Source organism: Arthrobacter sp. NQ7 (assembly GCF_029581595.2).
Classification (GTDB): Bacteria; Actinomycetota; Actinomycetes; order Actinomycetales; family Micrococcaceae; genus Arthrobacter; species Arthrobacter phenanthrenivorans_B.
The window spans coordinates 59,490-73,113 of sequence record NZ_JARFXU020000011.1 but is presented as its reverse complement, the minus strand read 5'-3'; the positions used below and the strand labels follow the sequence as shown (position 1 = coordinate 73,113).

At 66.1% G+C, this 13,624-nt stretch carries 11 protein-coding genes, 1 tRNA gene, 1 other RNA gene and 2 pseudogenes; 8 read left to right on the top strand and 7 right to left on the bottom strand.

Annotated elements, in window-relative coordinates:
- Window positions 1-19: 19 nt before the first annotated feature.
- Window positions 20-116: signal recognition particle sRNA small type (ffs, locus tag PUN71_RS13015), an RNA gene on the bottom strand.
- 394 nt (window positions 117-510) lie between these two features.
- Here ffs and PUN71_RS13010 point away from each other — a divergent pair.
- Window positions 511-595: transfer RNA gene (locus PUN71_RS13010), tRNA-Ser, on the top strand.
- 86 nt (window positions 596-681) lie between these two features.
- Here the strand turns inward: PUN71_RS13010 and PUN71_RS13005 are convergent.
- Window positions 682-1,617 carry an oxygenase MpaB family protein gene (locus PUN71_RS13005; protein WP_277798760.1) on the bottom strand — a complete coding sequence of 312 codons (936 nt, stop codon included), beginning with the start codon at window positions 1,615-1,617 and terminating at the stop codon, window positions 682-684.
- An 81-nt stretch (window positions 1,618-1,698) separates the two neighbouring features.
- Here PUN71_RS13005 and PUN71_RS23090 point away from each other — a divergent pair.
- A pseudogene (locus PUN71_RS23090) lies at window positions 1,699-2,556 on the top strand (M23 family metallopeptidase); the annotation flags it as partial.
- A 74-nt stretch (window positions 2,557-2,630) separates the two neighbouring features.
- Here PUN71_RS23090 and PUN71_RS12995 read toward each other — a convergent pair.
- Window positions 2,631-3,200, bottom strand: a complete 570-nt coding sequence (locus tag PUN71_RS12995) for a hypothetical protein (RefSeq protein WP_277798816.1) — start codon at window positions 3,198-3,200, stop codon at window positions 2,631-2,633.
- A gap of 73 nt (window positions 3,201-3,273) precedes the next feature.
- On the opposite strand from PUN71_RS12995, the gene PUN71_RS12990 reads away from it, so the two are divergent.
- Both PUN71_RS12990 and PUN71_RS12985 read left to right on the top strand, forming a co-directional pair.
- Window positions 3,274-3,786, top strand: a complete 513-nt coding sequence (locus PUN71_RS12990; protein ID WP_277798759.1) for a glutathione peroxidase — start codon at window positions 3,274-3,276, stop codon at window positions 3,784-3,786.
- 159 nt (window positions 3,787-3,945) lie between these two features.
- Window positions 3,946-4,875 (top strand): phosphodiesterase, encoded by a 930-nt coding sequence (locus PUN71_RS12985; protein ID WP_277798758.1) that lies wholly within the window; start codon window positions 3,946-3,948, stop codon window positions 4,873-4,875.
- A gap of 67 nt (window positions 4,876-4,942) precedes the next feature.
- Here the strand turns inward: PUN71_RS12985 and PUN71_RS12980 are convergent.
- Both PUN71_RS12980 and PUN71_RS12975 read right to left on the bottom strand, forming a co-directional pair.
- A pseudogene (locus PUN71_RS12980) lies at window positions 4,943-6,577 on the bottom strand (stealth family protein); the annotation flags it as partial.
- Window positions 6,578-6,661: 84 nt separating this feature from the next.
- On the bottom strand, window positions 6,662-7,591 hold the full coding sequence (locus PUN71_RS12975) for a Cof-type HAD-IIB family hydrolase (protein WP_277798757.1): 930 nt from the start codon (window positions 7,589-7,591) through the stop codon (window positions 6,662-6,664).
- Window positions 7,592-7,754: 163 nt separating this feature from the next.
- Between PUN71_RS12975 and PUN71_RS12970 the strand changes: the two genes are divergently transcribed.
- Entirely contained in the window at window positions 7,755-8,054 is a 300-nt protein-coding gene (locus tag PUN71_RS12970) for a type II toxin-antitoxin system VapB family antitoxin (RefSeq protein WP_205622207.1), read from the top strand.
- Window positions 8,047-8,709, top strand: coding sequence for a LytR C-terminal domain-containing protein (locus PUN71_RS12965; protein ID WP_277798756.1), 663 nt, complete (start codon window positions 8,047-8,049; stop codon window positions 8,707-8,709). Before PUN71_RS12970 ends, PUN71_RS12965 begins: the two co-directional genes overlap by 8 nt.
- 14 nt (window positions 8,710-8,723) lie before the next feature.
- On the opposite strand, the gene PUN71_RS12960 is transcribed toward PUN71_RS12965, so the two are convergent.
- Together PUN71_RS12960 and PUN71_RS12955 are read right to left on the bottom strand one after the other, a co-directional pair.
- Complete coding sequence (locus PUN71_RS12960) at window positions 8,724-9,374, bottom strand: TetR/AcrR family transcriptional regulator (RefSeq protein ID WP_110544300.1); 651 nt, start codon at window positions 9,372-9,374, stop codon at window positions 8,724-8,726.
- Between the two features lie 36 nt (window positions 9,375-9,410).
- Window positions 9,411-10,109 carry a DsbA family oxidoreductase gene (locus PUN71_RS12955; protein WP_277798755.1) on the bottom strand — a complete coding sequence of 233 codons (699 nt, stop codon included), beginning with the start codon at window positions 10,107-10,109 and terminating at the stop codon, window positions 9,411-9,413.
- 211 nt (window positions 10,110-10,320) lie between these two features.
- Between PUN71_RS12955 and PUN71_RS12950 the strand changes: the two genes are divergently transcribed.
- Both PUN71_RS12950 and PUN71_RS12945 read left to right on the top strand, forming a co-directional pair.
- The gene (locus tag PUN71_RS12950) at window positions 10,321-11,382 is read left to right on the top strand and encodes a glycosyltransferase family 4 protein (protein ID WP_277798754.1); all 1,062 of its coding nucleotides are present in this window, start codon (window positions 10,321-10,323) and stop codon (window positions 11,380-11,382) included.
- Between the two features lie 59 nt (window positions 11,383-11,441).
- Window positions 11,442-13,622, top strand: coding sequence for an amylo-alpha-1,6-glucosidase (locus PUN71_RS12945; RefSeq protein ID WP_277798753.1), 2,181 nt, complete (start codon window positions 11,442-11,444; stop codon window positions 13,620-13,622).
- The last annotated feature ends 2 nt before the right edge of the window (window positions 13,623-13,624 follow it).

Genomic DNA, 13,624 nt, shown 5'->3' with positions numbered 1-13,624 from the left:
TGCCGCCCTGTGGGGGAATAGTAAAGACCCCCCATGCACCCGCCAGAGCCCGTCTACCCTTGCTACCTTCCGGTCCTGGGGGAGTTCAACAGGATGACGCCACATGAGGGGCCGTCAGATACTTTACCCGATCATCCGGCACGACTCGAATCGGCCTTTACGCTTGCCGCCGGCCCGGCCAATGTCCGGCGGCGGACTTCGGGCAACCGGGTGTCTCCCGGATTTTCATTGCTTATCTTTGCCTCAGCGACGATCATTGGGCTTGTACACCGATTGGGGCAATCTCAAGGTTGTGAGCTGCGTGGCCTGGCGTGAAGATCCGGACCCGGCAGCTCAACGGTGCAACAGGGAATGGGCGCGTTGGGGGCGTCCATTTTCCGATTAAGGCGACCCGGCCCGGCAGGCGCGGCGGGCACCGGGGCGGGCGTGCAAAAGTGCGCTGCAAGGGCCAATTGGTCCACGCGGAAAAGTTCAGGTAGTCTTGTACCTGCTTTTGATTCAGAAGCAGTTGGAGAATTCGCCTAGCGGCCTATGGCGCACGCCTGGAACGCGTGTTGGGTTAACGCCCTCGGGGGTTCAAATCCCCCATTCTCCGCCGGTCAGGAAGCCGGTCCCGGTAATCCCGGGGCCGGCTTCCTGCATTTTCAGGCCAGAGCTGCCAGGTCCCGGGGGATTTTCAGGTCAGGCAAAGTCGGCAGCCGGTACTCCAAGCCGTTTCAGGCGCTTCCGCGCGGCCGCTTCGCTGGGTCCCATCCCCCGATGGAGTCCGCCCAGTGCGAGATGCACGACGCCGAGCACCACCTTTGTGGCCAGCTTCACCGGCAGGGGGAACGGCCCCAGCCGTGGAATGGACAGTCCCAGCATCTGCCGGTACCTGGGCTCCAGGCTGTACACGGCGGCGGCAAAGAGGATCCGGTAACCGGGCCGGAGCAGGGGGTGAAGCGGGGCGTCACGGATGAACTCCACAGTTTCCCTGACCCTGTCGTCTGCCCGCAGCTCTCCGCTCCGGTACCACTCGTCGAGCTGGCTGCGCATCTCCGCCTCCGTGACCGGCGGATTTGCCACCCCCATCAGCTGACCTGCCTGCGCCCACTCGCGGACGTAGGCGTCCGCGCCGCCGGGAATGGGTCCACCCCAGATCCTGTGCGCCGACAGGAAGCCGTCCGTGAAGGCGATGTGGATCCAGCCCGCGAGCCCGGGATCGTTGGCACTGTAGGTGCGGAGGCCGCCGTCGTTGTCCCTGTAGTTGCCTTGGACAGGCTCATGCAGCAGCCGGACGCGCCTCGTTGCCTCCTGCGCCGCTGCCGTCGAGCCGTAGGTCACGGTGAAGATCCAGCGGATGGTGTTGGCCAGCCTGCGCAGCGGATCTTCGCGGAAGTTGGAGTGCTCGTGCACCCCCGCCAGCGCGCCCGGGTGGAGCGACTGCATCAGCAGCGTGCGGATGCCTCCGACGATCGGCGTCATGGAACCGTGCACGGCCCAGACCGCCGAGCCTGGCAGGTGGTAGCCGGGATCGTCTCCTTCGGCCAGCCGCACCGTCCAGTCGGGCGGGGCATCGGCCCTGCCCGAGAAGGTCTTCTTGATCTCGTCCCGCCAGGTACGGAAGACATTGCGCATGGAACATTGTTGCCCATTTTGGCGGGAGCAGTATTCCCGCTGGTGACAGGGGCATCCCCCTAACGCCCCCATTGTCCGGCGATGGGGTTTCCAGCTCTGCGGTCCTGTGGTCCCATGGGGAATACCGTCGAGACACCGTGCGGCAGGCCACATTGTGGAGTCAGTGTATTGGGCAAGAAAACCGTGCCCGGCGACAGCAGACCGGGCAAGCGACCCTTAATACCGGTTACCCGTGCCGTCGCTGCTGCCGGTGTCCTTGCTGCCTCCGTCTGCGCCGTGAATCTTTCCGCCAGTTCGGCAGACCAGGCATGGATGGCCGCGTCCGAGGCCCGGCCCGGCGCCTCGCCGGCCGCGGCTCCCGCCGGAAGTTCCGGTGCCGGCCATCCGGAGGGTGGGATAGCCCCTTCGGCCTCGGACGTGGTTGGTGCCGGCACCCTTCCCTCTGTCGTTGAGTCCGACCCGCATGCCGTGCTGGCTTTCCCGCGGACGTCACTGCAGACGTCCCTTGGGAACGCCGAGCACGGTGACGCGGGCGCCCTGGCGGTGGGCCCCACAGGTGCGGACCGGCCCTTATCCGGGTTCCTCATGGCTCCGCTGCAGGTCCTGACGCCCAGTTCACCCTTCGGTCCCAGGGTCAGCCCGCTCAGCGGGGCAGCGGGCGACTTCCACCTTGGCCAGGACTATGCCGCAGCGTGCGGCACCCCGGTGTATGCTGCGGACTCGGGGGCTGTGCGGGCAGCCGGCTGGCATCCCTGGGGCGGCGGCAACCGGGTGGAGATCGACCACGGCGACGGCCTCATTACCACCTACAACCATCTCGAATCCATTGCCGTCCGCACGGGGGACAGAGTCCAGGCAGGGCAAGCTCTGGCGCGGGTGGGGACGACCGGCTGGTCCACCGGATGCCACCTGCACTTCGAAGCCATCATGAACGGCCGCTACACCAACCCCTTGCGATGGACGTTCCTCCCGCTCCGCAAGCCGAACCAGGCGATACCGGGCGAGATGGTTTCCTACGCCTCCGGCCAGTTCTCCGGGGCATGGATCAGCTGGACCATTCCGCTCCAGATTGACAGTGGATTCCCCGCGGCCGGGCTCCAGGCGTCGCCCTTTCCTCCTGTCCCGGAGCCGTCCGCGGCGTCTTCGCCGTCCGAGGCGACGGGGGTGGTGCTTCCGCCGCCTGACGCGCAATTGACGACGGCGGCACCACCATCCGCCGATCCTTCAGTCAGCGCCGGATCGCCGACGCCCACAACGACTGCGACTGCGTCGCCGACGCCGACTACGACTGCGACTGCGTCGCCGACGCCGACTACGACTGCGACTGCGTCGCCGACCACGATTACGACTGCGACTGCGTCGCCGACGCCCACTACGACTACGACTGCGACTGCGTCGCCGACGCCCACTACGACTACGACTGCGACTGCGTCGCCGACGCCCACTACGACTACGACCACGTCTGCGTCGCCGACGCCCACACCGACCACGACTGCGACTGCGTCGCCAACGCTCACTACGACTGCGACTGCCTCGCCGACGCCCACACCGACCACGACCACGTCTGCGTCGCCGACGCCCACACCGACCGAATCGTTAACCCCTTAATCTTCATCGCGGACCCGTACGCCGCGCGCTCGGCAACGAACCTACGGTATGAACAATCTTTCGCAACTGCGCCGCCCGCGTCCCCTGTATCCGATCCCGCTGATCCTCAACGACGGGACCAGGACCAATTTCGGGCAATTCAAAGGAAAAGTGGTGCTGGTGGTCAACGTGGCCTCCAACTGCGGTTTCACCCGGCAATACGCCGGCCTGGAAGCTCTCTACGGCAAGTTTCGGGACCGTGGGTTCGAGGTCCTGGGCGTGCCGTGCAACCAGTTCGCGGGGCAGGAGCCGGGAACGGACAGCGAAATCGCGGACTTCTGCGAACGGAACTTTGGTGTCACCTTCCCGCTGACGGCCAAAGCCGACGTCCGTGGAAGGAACCAGCACCTGCTGTACACCGAGCTCACCAAGTTCAAGACCGGCCTGCTTCCGGGGCTGGTGAAGTGGAATTTCGAGAAGTTCCTGGTCAACCGGGAAGGTGACGTGGTGGCCCGTTTCGCCCCAACCGTGGAGCCGGATTCCCCTGAGGTGATCGACGCGATTGAAGAAGCACTCCGGTAAACGCGTTCTCAGCGAATCAGATCTGCAAAAGCGCAGTTCTTCCAACTTTTTCCACATCAGCTCCGGCGATTTACCCCATGTTTGCCAAATGTCTGATTGGATAAATATTACTGAAGGGTACAAGGGAAGAGAGCCTTCCCACCGACCATAGAGGTAGCAATGGAGCACATCGAGGCCGAGCATCCCCGGCCACGCCACTTCCTACTCCACCTGAGCGATTCCCACCTGTTGGGAGGTCCGGACCCCCTCTACGGATCAGTCGACAGCGAAGCCAGGCTCATCCAGCTGTTCGACGAAGTCAAAGCGTCCGGGGCCAAGCCTGAAGCCGTGATTTTCACCGGTGACCTCGCTGACAAGGGCGACCCGGAAGCCTACGTAAAGCTCCGGGCCATTGTCGATCCTGCCTGCAAGGAACTCGGCGCGCAGGTCATCTGGGCCATGGGCAACCACGATGACCGGGCGAATTTCCGTCGGGGCCTGCTTGACCAGCCCGGCAGTGACGAACCTGTGGACCACAGCTACTTCATCAACGGGCTGCGCGTCATCACCCTCGACACCACCGTGCCCGGCTTCCACCACGGCGAACTGAGTGCGGCACAACTGGAATGGCTCGCCGGGCAGTTGGAGACCCCTGCCCCGGACGGCACCATCCTGGCCCTGCACCACCCGCCGGTGCCGTCCGTGCTGGACCTCTCGGTGCTGGTGGAACTGCGGGACCAGGCGTCGCTGGCCGCCGTCGTCCGCAACTCGGATGTCCGCACCATCCTGGCAGGCCACCTGCACTACTCCACCACCGCCAGCTTCGCCGGAGTTCCCGTGTCCGTGGCCTCCGCATCCTGCTACACCCAGGACCTCAACGTGCCGGTGGGAGGGACCCGCGGGCAGGACGGCGGCCAGGCCTTCAACCTGGTCCATGTGTACGAGCACACCATCGTGCACTCCGTGGTTCCGCTGGGCAGCTCACCCACCGTTGGCGAGTATGTATCGCCCGAGGAAACGGCCCGGCGGCTCGAGGCGGCCGGCATCCGGATCCCGGAGACCACTAAGCAGCGCGGCAACTCCAGGCTCGGGGCTTCCACGGGCCGCTAGGGCAGTTAACGCAAAGGGAGCCGGTCCTGCCACAGGACCGGCTCCCGACGCGTGTGCTGCGCGGCTACTTCTCCCAGGGTGCCTTGATGGGGAAGTACCGCTCCAGGAAGTCCGTTACGACGTCGGCACGTTCGTCTGCGCTGACCTCCGGGAAGCTGCCGTCGTTCAGGCAGAAGAAGTCCATGTTCCGCTTGGCCAGCAGCTTGGGCAGGTACTTGAGTCCGGAGCGCATCGTGGTGTCCACGTAGCGCACCTTGGCGGCCGTCTGCGTGACCGCGCGGCCGGTGAGCAGCGCGTAGTAGTGGTAGAACGAGTTGGTCACGGAGATGTTGTCGGCCGCACGGAAGCGGCTGGCCGCAGTCTTGCGGAACTCCTCGGGGAACTCCTCCTCCATCTGCGCCACCAGGCTGCGGCGCAGCGGCGCGGCGGTGTGCTCCAGGTGGCGGGTGGTGATCCGGCCGAACCGGTTCCAGAGGAGCTTGCGGTTCACCCTGGCGGCATTTTCGAACCCGCTCCGCTCGGCGGCATTCTCGCCCAGGCCGATCCTGGTTTCCGCCTCGATGAACTTGGTGATGCCGCCGGGGGTAAAGAACATGTCCGGCCCCACGGGGCGGCCAAAGAACATGTCGTCATTGGAGTACAGGAAGTGCTCGGACAACCCCTCGATGTGGTGCAGCTGGCACTCCACCGCCTGCGAGTTGTGCGTGGGCAGCACTGACGGATCGGCAAAGAACTCTTCGCTGCGGACGATCGTGACGGACGGGTGGTCCGCCAGCCAGGCGGGCGCGGGGGAGTCCGTGGCGATGAAGATGCGCCGGATCCAGGGCGCGAACATGTACACCGAACGCAGCGCGTACTTGAGTTCGTTGATCTGCCGGAACCGGGCTTCGTGGTCGTCACCCTCGCCCAGGACGTGTCCCTGCTGCTGGGCCCGGCGGGCGGCAATGTATTCCGGGGAGCTTCCGTCCACCCAGGAGAAGACAAGGTCGATATCGAAGCTGATGTCGCTTGCGTGGTCGGCGAACATGTTCTCGATGGTGGGCCAGGTGTGGCCGTAGCGTTCCACGGTGCCGCGGACGGCGTCCTGCCGCAGCAGGGTCCTGCGGGTCAGGGAGTTTTCGATGGGAAGGATCAGTTCGTCGCCCTCGAAGGACCACAGCTCAATTTGGACCCCGGCGGAGGCGCCGAACTCGAAGCCGCCCACCGGCTCGACCCGGGGCCGGTACAGGCGGAAGATACGTGCCTGCCGGTTGGGGGAGAGCTCGCCGTCTGCCACCAGCACCGAGGTTTTCTTCTTGGCGTCCACGGTCATGGAATAGAAGGGCTCGTCCCGGCACGCCTCCACCAGGGCAGCCCGCAGCTTCTTCCGGTCCTTCCAGTCCAGGGCCAGGACGGGACGGTCGTTGTTGCCCCGGACCAGGAGGTACGCAAGGTTGGCGTTCGCCAGGACGTTGCGCATGAACAGCAGGTCCTCCACCATGGCCTGGTAGGGCGTCCTGGTGTCATTGATCAGGGCATACCGGCCCTTGTGCCGGATGACGTCAGGCCGGTGGCCGAGCCGCTGCTCAGCCGCCGCCGATGTGATCTCGGCGTGAAATTGTTCCTCCACGGACGCCTGGCCGCCGTAGTAGACCTCGTCCTGGACCGGTGCTTCTGTAATGGTTGTCTCCGTGCTGGTGGATGTGGGCATTCTTACCTGCATGATAGTCCTGCCAAGGTAACGGCAGGTTTCCGGGACCACACAGGCGTCCCGTGGTGACTTGTGCGGCGGCGGCCCGGCAGGGGCTCAGGCATCCAGCGCCTCGCGCCAGGCGCGCAGGAAGGCGCCGCCGGCGTCGTCGTGGATCACTGTGCCGTCCAGCCCCAGGTCCGCCGCCGTCAGCACCGGGTAGGGCTTGCTGGGCACACCGTCCGCCGGCCGCACGTCCACGTGCTTGACCGGGTGGTCGTTGTGGTGCAGCCAGTCCGCCATGGCGTAGTCGGTGCGCGAGTCCCCAACCGTCCGCCACGCCTGGGGCGTGATGCCCTGGGCCGCCAGGAGTTCCACCGCCCGGCTGGCGCCGAGGTCCTTGCCCAGCCGCACGGACTCGATGTCCGTGGAGATGATGGTGGGATCCACGCGGTAGTCCACCTCGTCGTCGGAATTGGGGGCATGGTGGTCCAGCCGCACCACGCCCAGGCCGTGGCGCACCATGAGTTCCATGGCGTCGGCGTCGAACAGTTTCTGCTCGGCCAGGTAGTCGGCGCTGGGCACGTCGATGTGCTGCTCCACGGACACCATGGCCCGCTTGGTCTCGTCGAAGAACATGTGGGCGGCGTAGTCCGCGGCCACCAGGCGGCGGACATCATCCCCGTACGCCGCCGGCACGGCGAGTTCCCGGTCCACGTGGATGGGGCCGGGGCCGGCAGCCGTGTAGCTGAACCAGACGGCACCCTTTTCGCAGATGGCATGGATAATGGTGCCGGCCGGGATGCCGGCCGCGATCATGGGCTCCATGACCTGCTCCCGGATGAAGGCATCGGAGCGGCCGGTGTTGAAGATGACGGGAATTCCCGCAGCTGCCAGCGCCACCAGGTCCAGGATGATCTCCGGCTTGACGTCACGGGTCACGGGGCTGGCCACGGGCCCGTCCACGTCCAGCAGGAGCGCCAGCGGTGGTGCGGACGGCAGGCGGATTCCGGGCACGGGAACGGCAGGGGACTCGGATGCTGTCATGGCTCCATTCTGTCAGCAGGAGCGGGCCCGCCGGTGCGGCGTGCTGCCCTGGCGCCGCGCAGCCGTCCTTCACTTCCCTGGTGTTGGTCACTGTTTGGCTACAACCTGCCGCCGGTCACCCCTGCTACTTTCGCTGGAGCAGCGCGGTGCCTACTGTGGCATGGTGATATTCAAAGCTGTGGGCGAGGGCCGCCCTTACCCCGACCATGGTTACAACACCCCCAAACAATGGGCGTCGCTGCCCCCGCGGCCGGTCCGGCTGGACGAGCTGGTGACCACCAAGCGCACCTTGGACCTGGAAGCCCTGCTGGCGGAGGATTCAACGTTCTTCGGGGACCTGTTCCCGCACGTGGTGCAGTACCGGGGGACCCTCTACCTGGAGGACGGGCTGCACCGCGCCGTCCGCACCGCACTGCACCAGCGCACCGCCATCCACGCCCGGGTCCTGGTGCTCGATGGCTAGGACGCGGACGAAGGACCCGGGAGTCCTTCACGGCCACCACGTTGTCTCCGGTGCTGAGCTGCGGGCGGCGATGGCTGCCGCCCGGGACGCCGATGAAACGGCCCGCGTCCGGCGCCGGGTGCTGCACGGGGCGGTGCTGGTCCTGTTGGTCGGCTTGATCGCCGCCGGCATCATCGTGGCACTTGCCGTCATCAATGGCCGCCTGAAGATCCCGACTGCCGAGCCCGCCCCCACACCGGTGTCCTCGTGCCCGGCCACAATCTTCGACTACGCACCCAACGACAAGGTCAACGTCAACGTCTTCAACTCCACCGGCCGTGCCGGACTGGCCCGCTTGGTGGCGGACGAGCTGCTGGCGCGGAAGTTCGCGGTGGGGAACGTGTCCAACACCAGCGCCGGATACCGGGGCGTGGCCGCCGTGGTGTCAGGCGCTGCCGGGCAGGTTGCTGCGTTTACCGTGCAGCGGAACCTGCAGGGCTCGGATTACTTCCAGGACGGCAGGACGGACGCCAGCGTTGACGTGATCCTGTCGCAGGACTACAAGGCGCTGGTCCCGCCCGAGCTGGTGGATCAAACGCCCGGCAAGCTCAGCTGCCCCCGGGAAAGCCGGCGCACGGCAGACCCTGACAAACTGCCCGTCGCACCGGTGCCCTGACGGCCGGCCGGAACCTACCCGGCCGCCGCGGGAAGCTGCGCCACGCGAAGGGGCCGCCCGTCGTCGTCGAACCTCGCGCCGGCACCCAGCTGGATGAAACGCACCGTCCGGGCCACCCGGGCTTCAAGTTCCGCAGGCTCGTCGCTGCCCCTCGCGGCGCTGGAGGACAGGGTGCCCAGGATTAACTGGGACTGCTGGCCCACGTCCGCCACCGGCAGGTAGCCCTGCTCCATGCCGTCCCGCAGGATGCCCTGGAGCAGGACGCTGAGCTCACCCACATGATCGGAAAGTTTGGCAAAGGACGACGGCGAGAGTACCGCCCCCATGGCAGGTCCGGGCGGGAGGTGGCGGCGGCTGAGGTCAACCACCTGGGCACGGACGTACAGGGCCAGCCGCTCCACCGGGTTCTCCAGGCGGTTCAGCGACTCGCGCAGGTCGGAGAGGAACTTCTCCGTCTCGTCCAGCGCGTAGGAAATGAGGAGTTCCTCAATGTCCGCGTAGTAGTTGTAGACGGCGGTGCGGCCAATTCCCGCATGGCGCGCCACATCCGTCATGGTCAGCCCTGGCAGGCCGTGGGTGAAGAGGAGCTCGCCAAACGCCGTGAGAATGCGTCGCTGGGTATCCGCACGCTGTTCCGCGTTGCTGGCGGCTGTAATCCGGGGCATACAGACACTTTACCGTGATGTGTCAGTAAAAGACCGCTACACCGCGCAGCCGTCGGGACCACAGGCCTCGGCGTCCGTGGAGTTGACCAGGACCAGTGGGTTGGCTTCCTGCCATGCCTGGTTGAGGGCGGCGGTGAATGTCTCGGTGGGCTGGGCGCCGGACAGGCCGAACTTGCGGTCGATGACGAAAAACGGAACGCCGCTGATGCCCAGTGCCCGGGCCTCCTGGAAGTCGAACCTGACCTCATCGGTGTACTTGTCCGTGGTGAAGAGTTCCTCCACTTCGCCGGCAGGCAGGCCGAGGTCAGCGCCGAGGGAGGACAGGTACCCGCGGTTGCCAATGTCCTTCCCGTGTTCGAAGTGGTCGCTGAGCAGCCGTTCCTTGGCGGCATCCTGCTTTCCATGGGCTGCTGCAAGGTGGATGAGGCGGTGTGCAGTGAAACTGTTGGCCACCACCACCTTGTCGAAGTGGTAGTCCAGGCCTTCGCCCTTTGCCTGCTGGGCTACGTGGTCGAACATCCGGGCGACCTGCTCGGCCGGCATGCCCTTGCGGCTGCCCAGGTACTCGAGTTCGGTCCCGTCGAAGTGTTCGGGCAATGTGGGGTCCAGCTGGTAGCTGCGCCACGTGACGTCGACGGCGTCGCGGTGCGGGAATGACGCCAGGGCTGCCTCGAAGCGGCGCTTGCCGATAAAACACCACGGGCAGGCAACGTCGGACCAGATCTCAATCTTCATGCCTTGCACAACCCTGGCGTTGCTGCGGCAATTCCGGCCGCCGGCTATGACATGCCCCACAAACAGGTCTTGTGGCGCGGGCCATGGTGGGCAATAGTTCTGAAGTAGGTGAAGCAGTCGCCACAAACCTAGACCGCCACGGGATTGCACTTTCCGTGGCGGGAAGTGCCTGGCAGCTGGGAGTCCGGGCCTCGTGCCCTGGAGGCCAGATATGCGTATTGGACTTATTGCCGGACCATGGATTCCCATTCCCCCGCTGACGTACGGCGGCATCGAAAGGGTGGTGGACACCCTGGCACGCGGCTTCGCAGAGGCCGGACACGAGGTCCTGCTCGCGGCGCCGTCTGAAAGCACCTGCCCCGTGCCGCTGGTAAAGGGGATGCGGCCGGCATGCCGGGATGAGCTCGGCTTGACCATGTCCGAGCTCAGCCACGTGATCCGGGCCTACGACGGGCTCAGGGATGTGGACCTGATCCATGACCACACCCTGGCGGGACCGCTCTATGCACGCCGGCCGGCCAACATCCCCGTGGTGACCACCATCCACGGTCCGCTCCACCAGGATGCAGAGGACCTCTACCGGGCCATGGCCAAGGACGTGGCCATTGTGGCGATCTCCCGTGACCAGGCGTCGCATGCCCCGGAGGTCCCCGTGACCCAGGTGATCCACCACGGCATGGACGTTTCCGCGGTTCCCGTAGGCACTGGCCGCGGTGGCTATCTTTGTTTTGTGGGGCGCGCCTGCCAGGACAAGGGTTTGTTCGAGGCCATCACCGTCGCCCGGGAGGTGGGCATGCACCTCAAGATCGCCGTCAAGATGCGGGAGCCGGATGAGATCCGCTATTTCCGGGAAGTCATCGAACCGATGCTCGGTCCCAACGAGGACTTCGTAGGGGAAGTCGACGATGCCGAGAAGTACCGCTTGATGGGCGAGGCCACCGCCTTCCTGAACCCCATCCAGTGGTCGGAACCCTTCGGCCTGGTCATGATCGAGGCGTTGGCCACCGGAACCCCCGTCATCGGCACGAGGATCGGCTCAGCCCCTGAGATCGTGGAACACGGCCGTACGGGCTTCCTCGGAAAGACCGAGGAACTGCCGGGCTTCGTCGAGGCAGCCGCGTCCCTCAGCCGGGAACGCTGCCGTGCGTCAGTGCAGGAGCGGTTCAGTGCCCAGCGGATGGTGGCGCAGCACCTCAGGCTCTTTGACGACCTGCTGGCCGGGAGATTGCCGGGAGGGGTTCCGGTTACTCCGCCGGTGCACCAGAATCGTTAAGGGGGACGGGCGGGCATCGGGCTCCCCGGCAGCATCCAGCCTGAGAAGGGAGTCCTTCCATGACCGCCTGGAACGAAGACAATGAGGCCTCCGGCTCCGATGTTGGTGCCGTCACCGTGCTGGAAGGCTCCTCGTTTTGCATTTCTGCCGGAACCGGCGACATCAGTGCTGACGGAAGCACAAACGGCGCGTTTTACCAGGACACCCGGATCGTCTCGGGCTGGGTGCTGCGGATCAACGGCTCACGGCGCGAACCGCTGTCGGCCCAGAAGGCCCAGCCTTTCGAAGCAACCTTCGTTGGCCGCGCCACGTGGCCGGGAGGCCGGTTCGACAGTCCGCTGGTGGTCCGCCAGGTCCGCCACATCGGACCGGGCCTGCAGGACGACATCATCCTGGAGAATTACGCAGCGGAACCCGTTGAATGCGACATCGAGCTGCTGGTGGACGCGGACCAGGCCGACCTCTTCGAAGTGAAAGGCGGCCGGACCACGGGCCCCGATGACACCACCCGCAGTGTGGTGGACGGAAAGCTCATCATCGAAGCATCCCGCCACGGCCAGCAGCGCGGCTCCGCCATCGGGGCCAAGGATGCGGAGGTGGGCACCGACGGACTCCGCTTCCGCGTTACCGTCCCGGCCCGCGGCAAGTGGAGCACCAGCGTGATTGTGGTGCCGCTGGTCAACGGGGAGGCCCCGGAAAAGCCCTTCACGGAGGGCCAGCTGCCGCACCACCGCGAGGGCGTGCGGCGCCACCTGGCCTGGGAGGAGAACGTGCCGCGGATCAGCATCGAGGACACCAGTTTCCAGAACGTGCTCAACCGCAGCCAAAGCGACCTCGGTGCCCTGAGGATCTTCGATGCCCACCACCCCAACCGCGCGGCGGTCGCGGCGGGTGCGCCCTGGTTCATGGCGCTGTTCGGGCGGGATTCGCTGCTGACGTCCTACATGAGCATGATGGTCAACCCCAATCTCGCCCTGGGCACGCTGCAGACCCTGGCCGGGATCCAGGGGAAGAAAGTGGACGTGGACTCCGAAGAGGAACCCGGACGGATTCCGCACGAGGTCCGGCTGGGCGTCACCGCGGGCCTGTCGCTGGGCGGCACCGCGTACTACGGCACGGCCGACGCAACCCCGCTTTTCGTGGCAACCCTGGGCGAGCTGAGCCGGTGGGGACTGTCCCGCGACGCGATCCAGCCGCTCCTGTCCCACGCCGACCGGGCCTTGGAATGGATCGAAAAATACGGCGACCGCGACGGCGACGGCTTCGTGGAGTACCTCCGGCCCAACGACCACGGCTTGGTCAACCAGGGCTGGAAAGACTCCTGGGACGGCATCAATTTTGCGGACGGGACCATCGCGGAAGCCCCCATCGCGCTCTGCGAGGTCCAGGCCTATGTCTACGCGGCCTACCTCGGCAGGTCGCTGCTGGCCCACTGGACCGGGGACCCAGACCTGGAAAAGCACTGGGCCGACAAGGCCGCAGCCTTCAAGGAGGAGTTCAACCGGAAGTTCTGGCTGCCGGACAAGGGTTACTTTGCGGTGGCACTGGACAAGGACAAACGGCACGTCGATGCGCTGACGTCCAACATCGGCCACTGCCTGTGGACGGGCATCGTGGACGAGGACAAAGCCGTGTCCGTCATGGAAAACCTGATGTCCCCTCAGATGTTTACCGGCTGGGGCATCCGCACGCTGGCCTCCGACATGGGCGCCTACAACCCCGTCAGCTACCACAACGGCTCGGTGTGGCCACACGACACCGCGCTGGTGGCTACAGGGCTGATGCGTTACGGGTTCGTGGACGAGGCGAAACGGGTCGCGCTGGGCATCCTCGACGCAGCCCGGCACTTTGATGGCCGGCTGCCGGAACTGTTCTGCGGGTTCGACCGCGGCGAGTTCCCGGGCCCTGTTCCGTATCCCACCGCGTGCTCCCCGCAGGCGTGGGCGGCGGCGGCCCCCGTGCAGCTCGCGCGGATCCTGCTGCGGTTCGACCCCGTCTTCACCCGCCGGGTGGTGCACCTGGCGCCGATCCTGCCGGAGTCCGTGGGAACCTTCCGGGCTGAAAATGTCCTGCTGGACACCAGCAGGGTGACCATCAGTGCCACAGGCTCCAGCGGCACCATCGACGGACTGCCGCCGGGCCTGAAACTGCTGGATGAACCGCGCCCGCCGCTGGCCTATCCGCTGGAGGAGTCGATGGCAGGCCCGGACATCCGGCGGCTGCATCAACCGGAAGCCTGAGA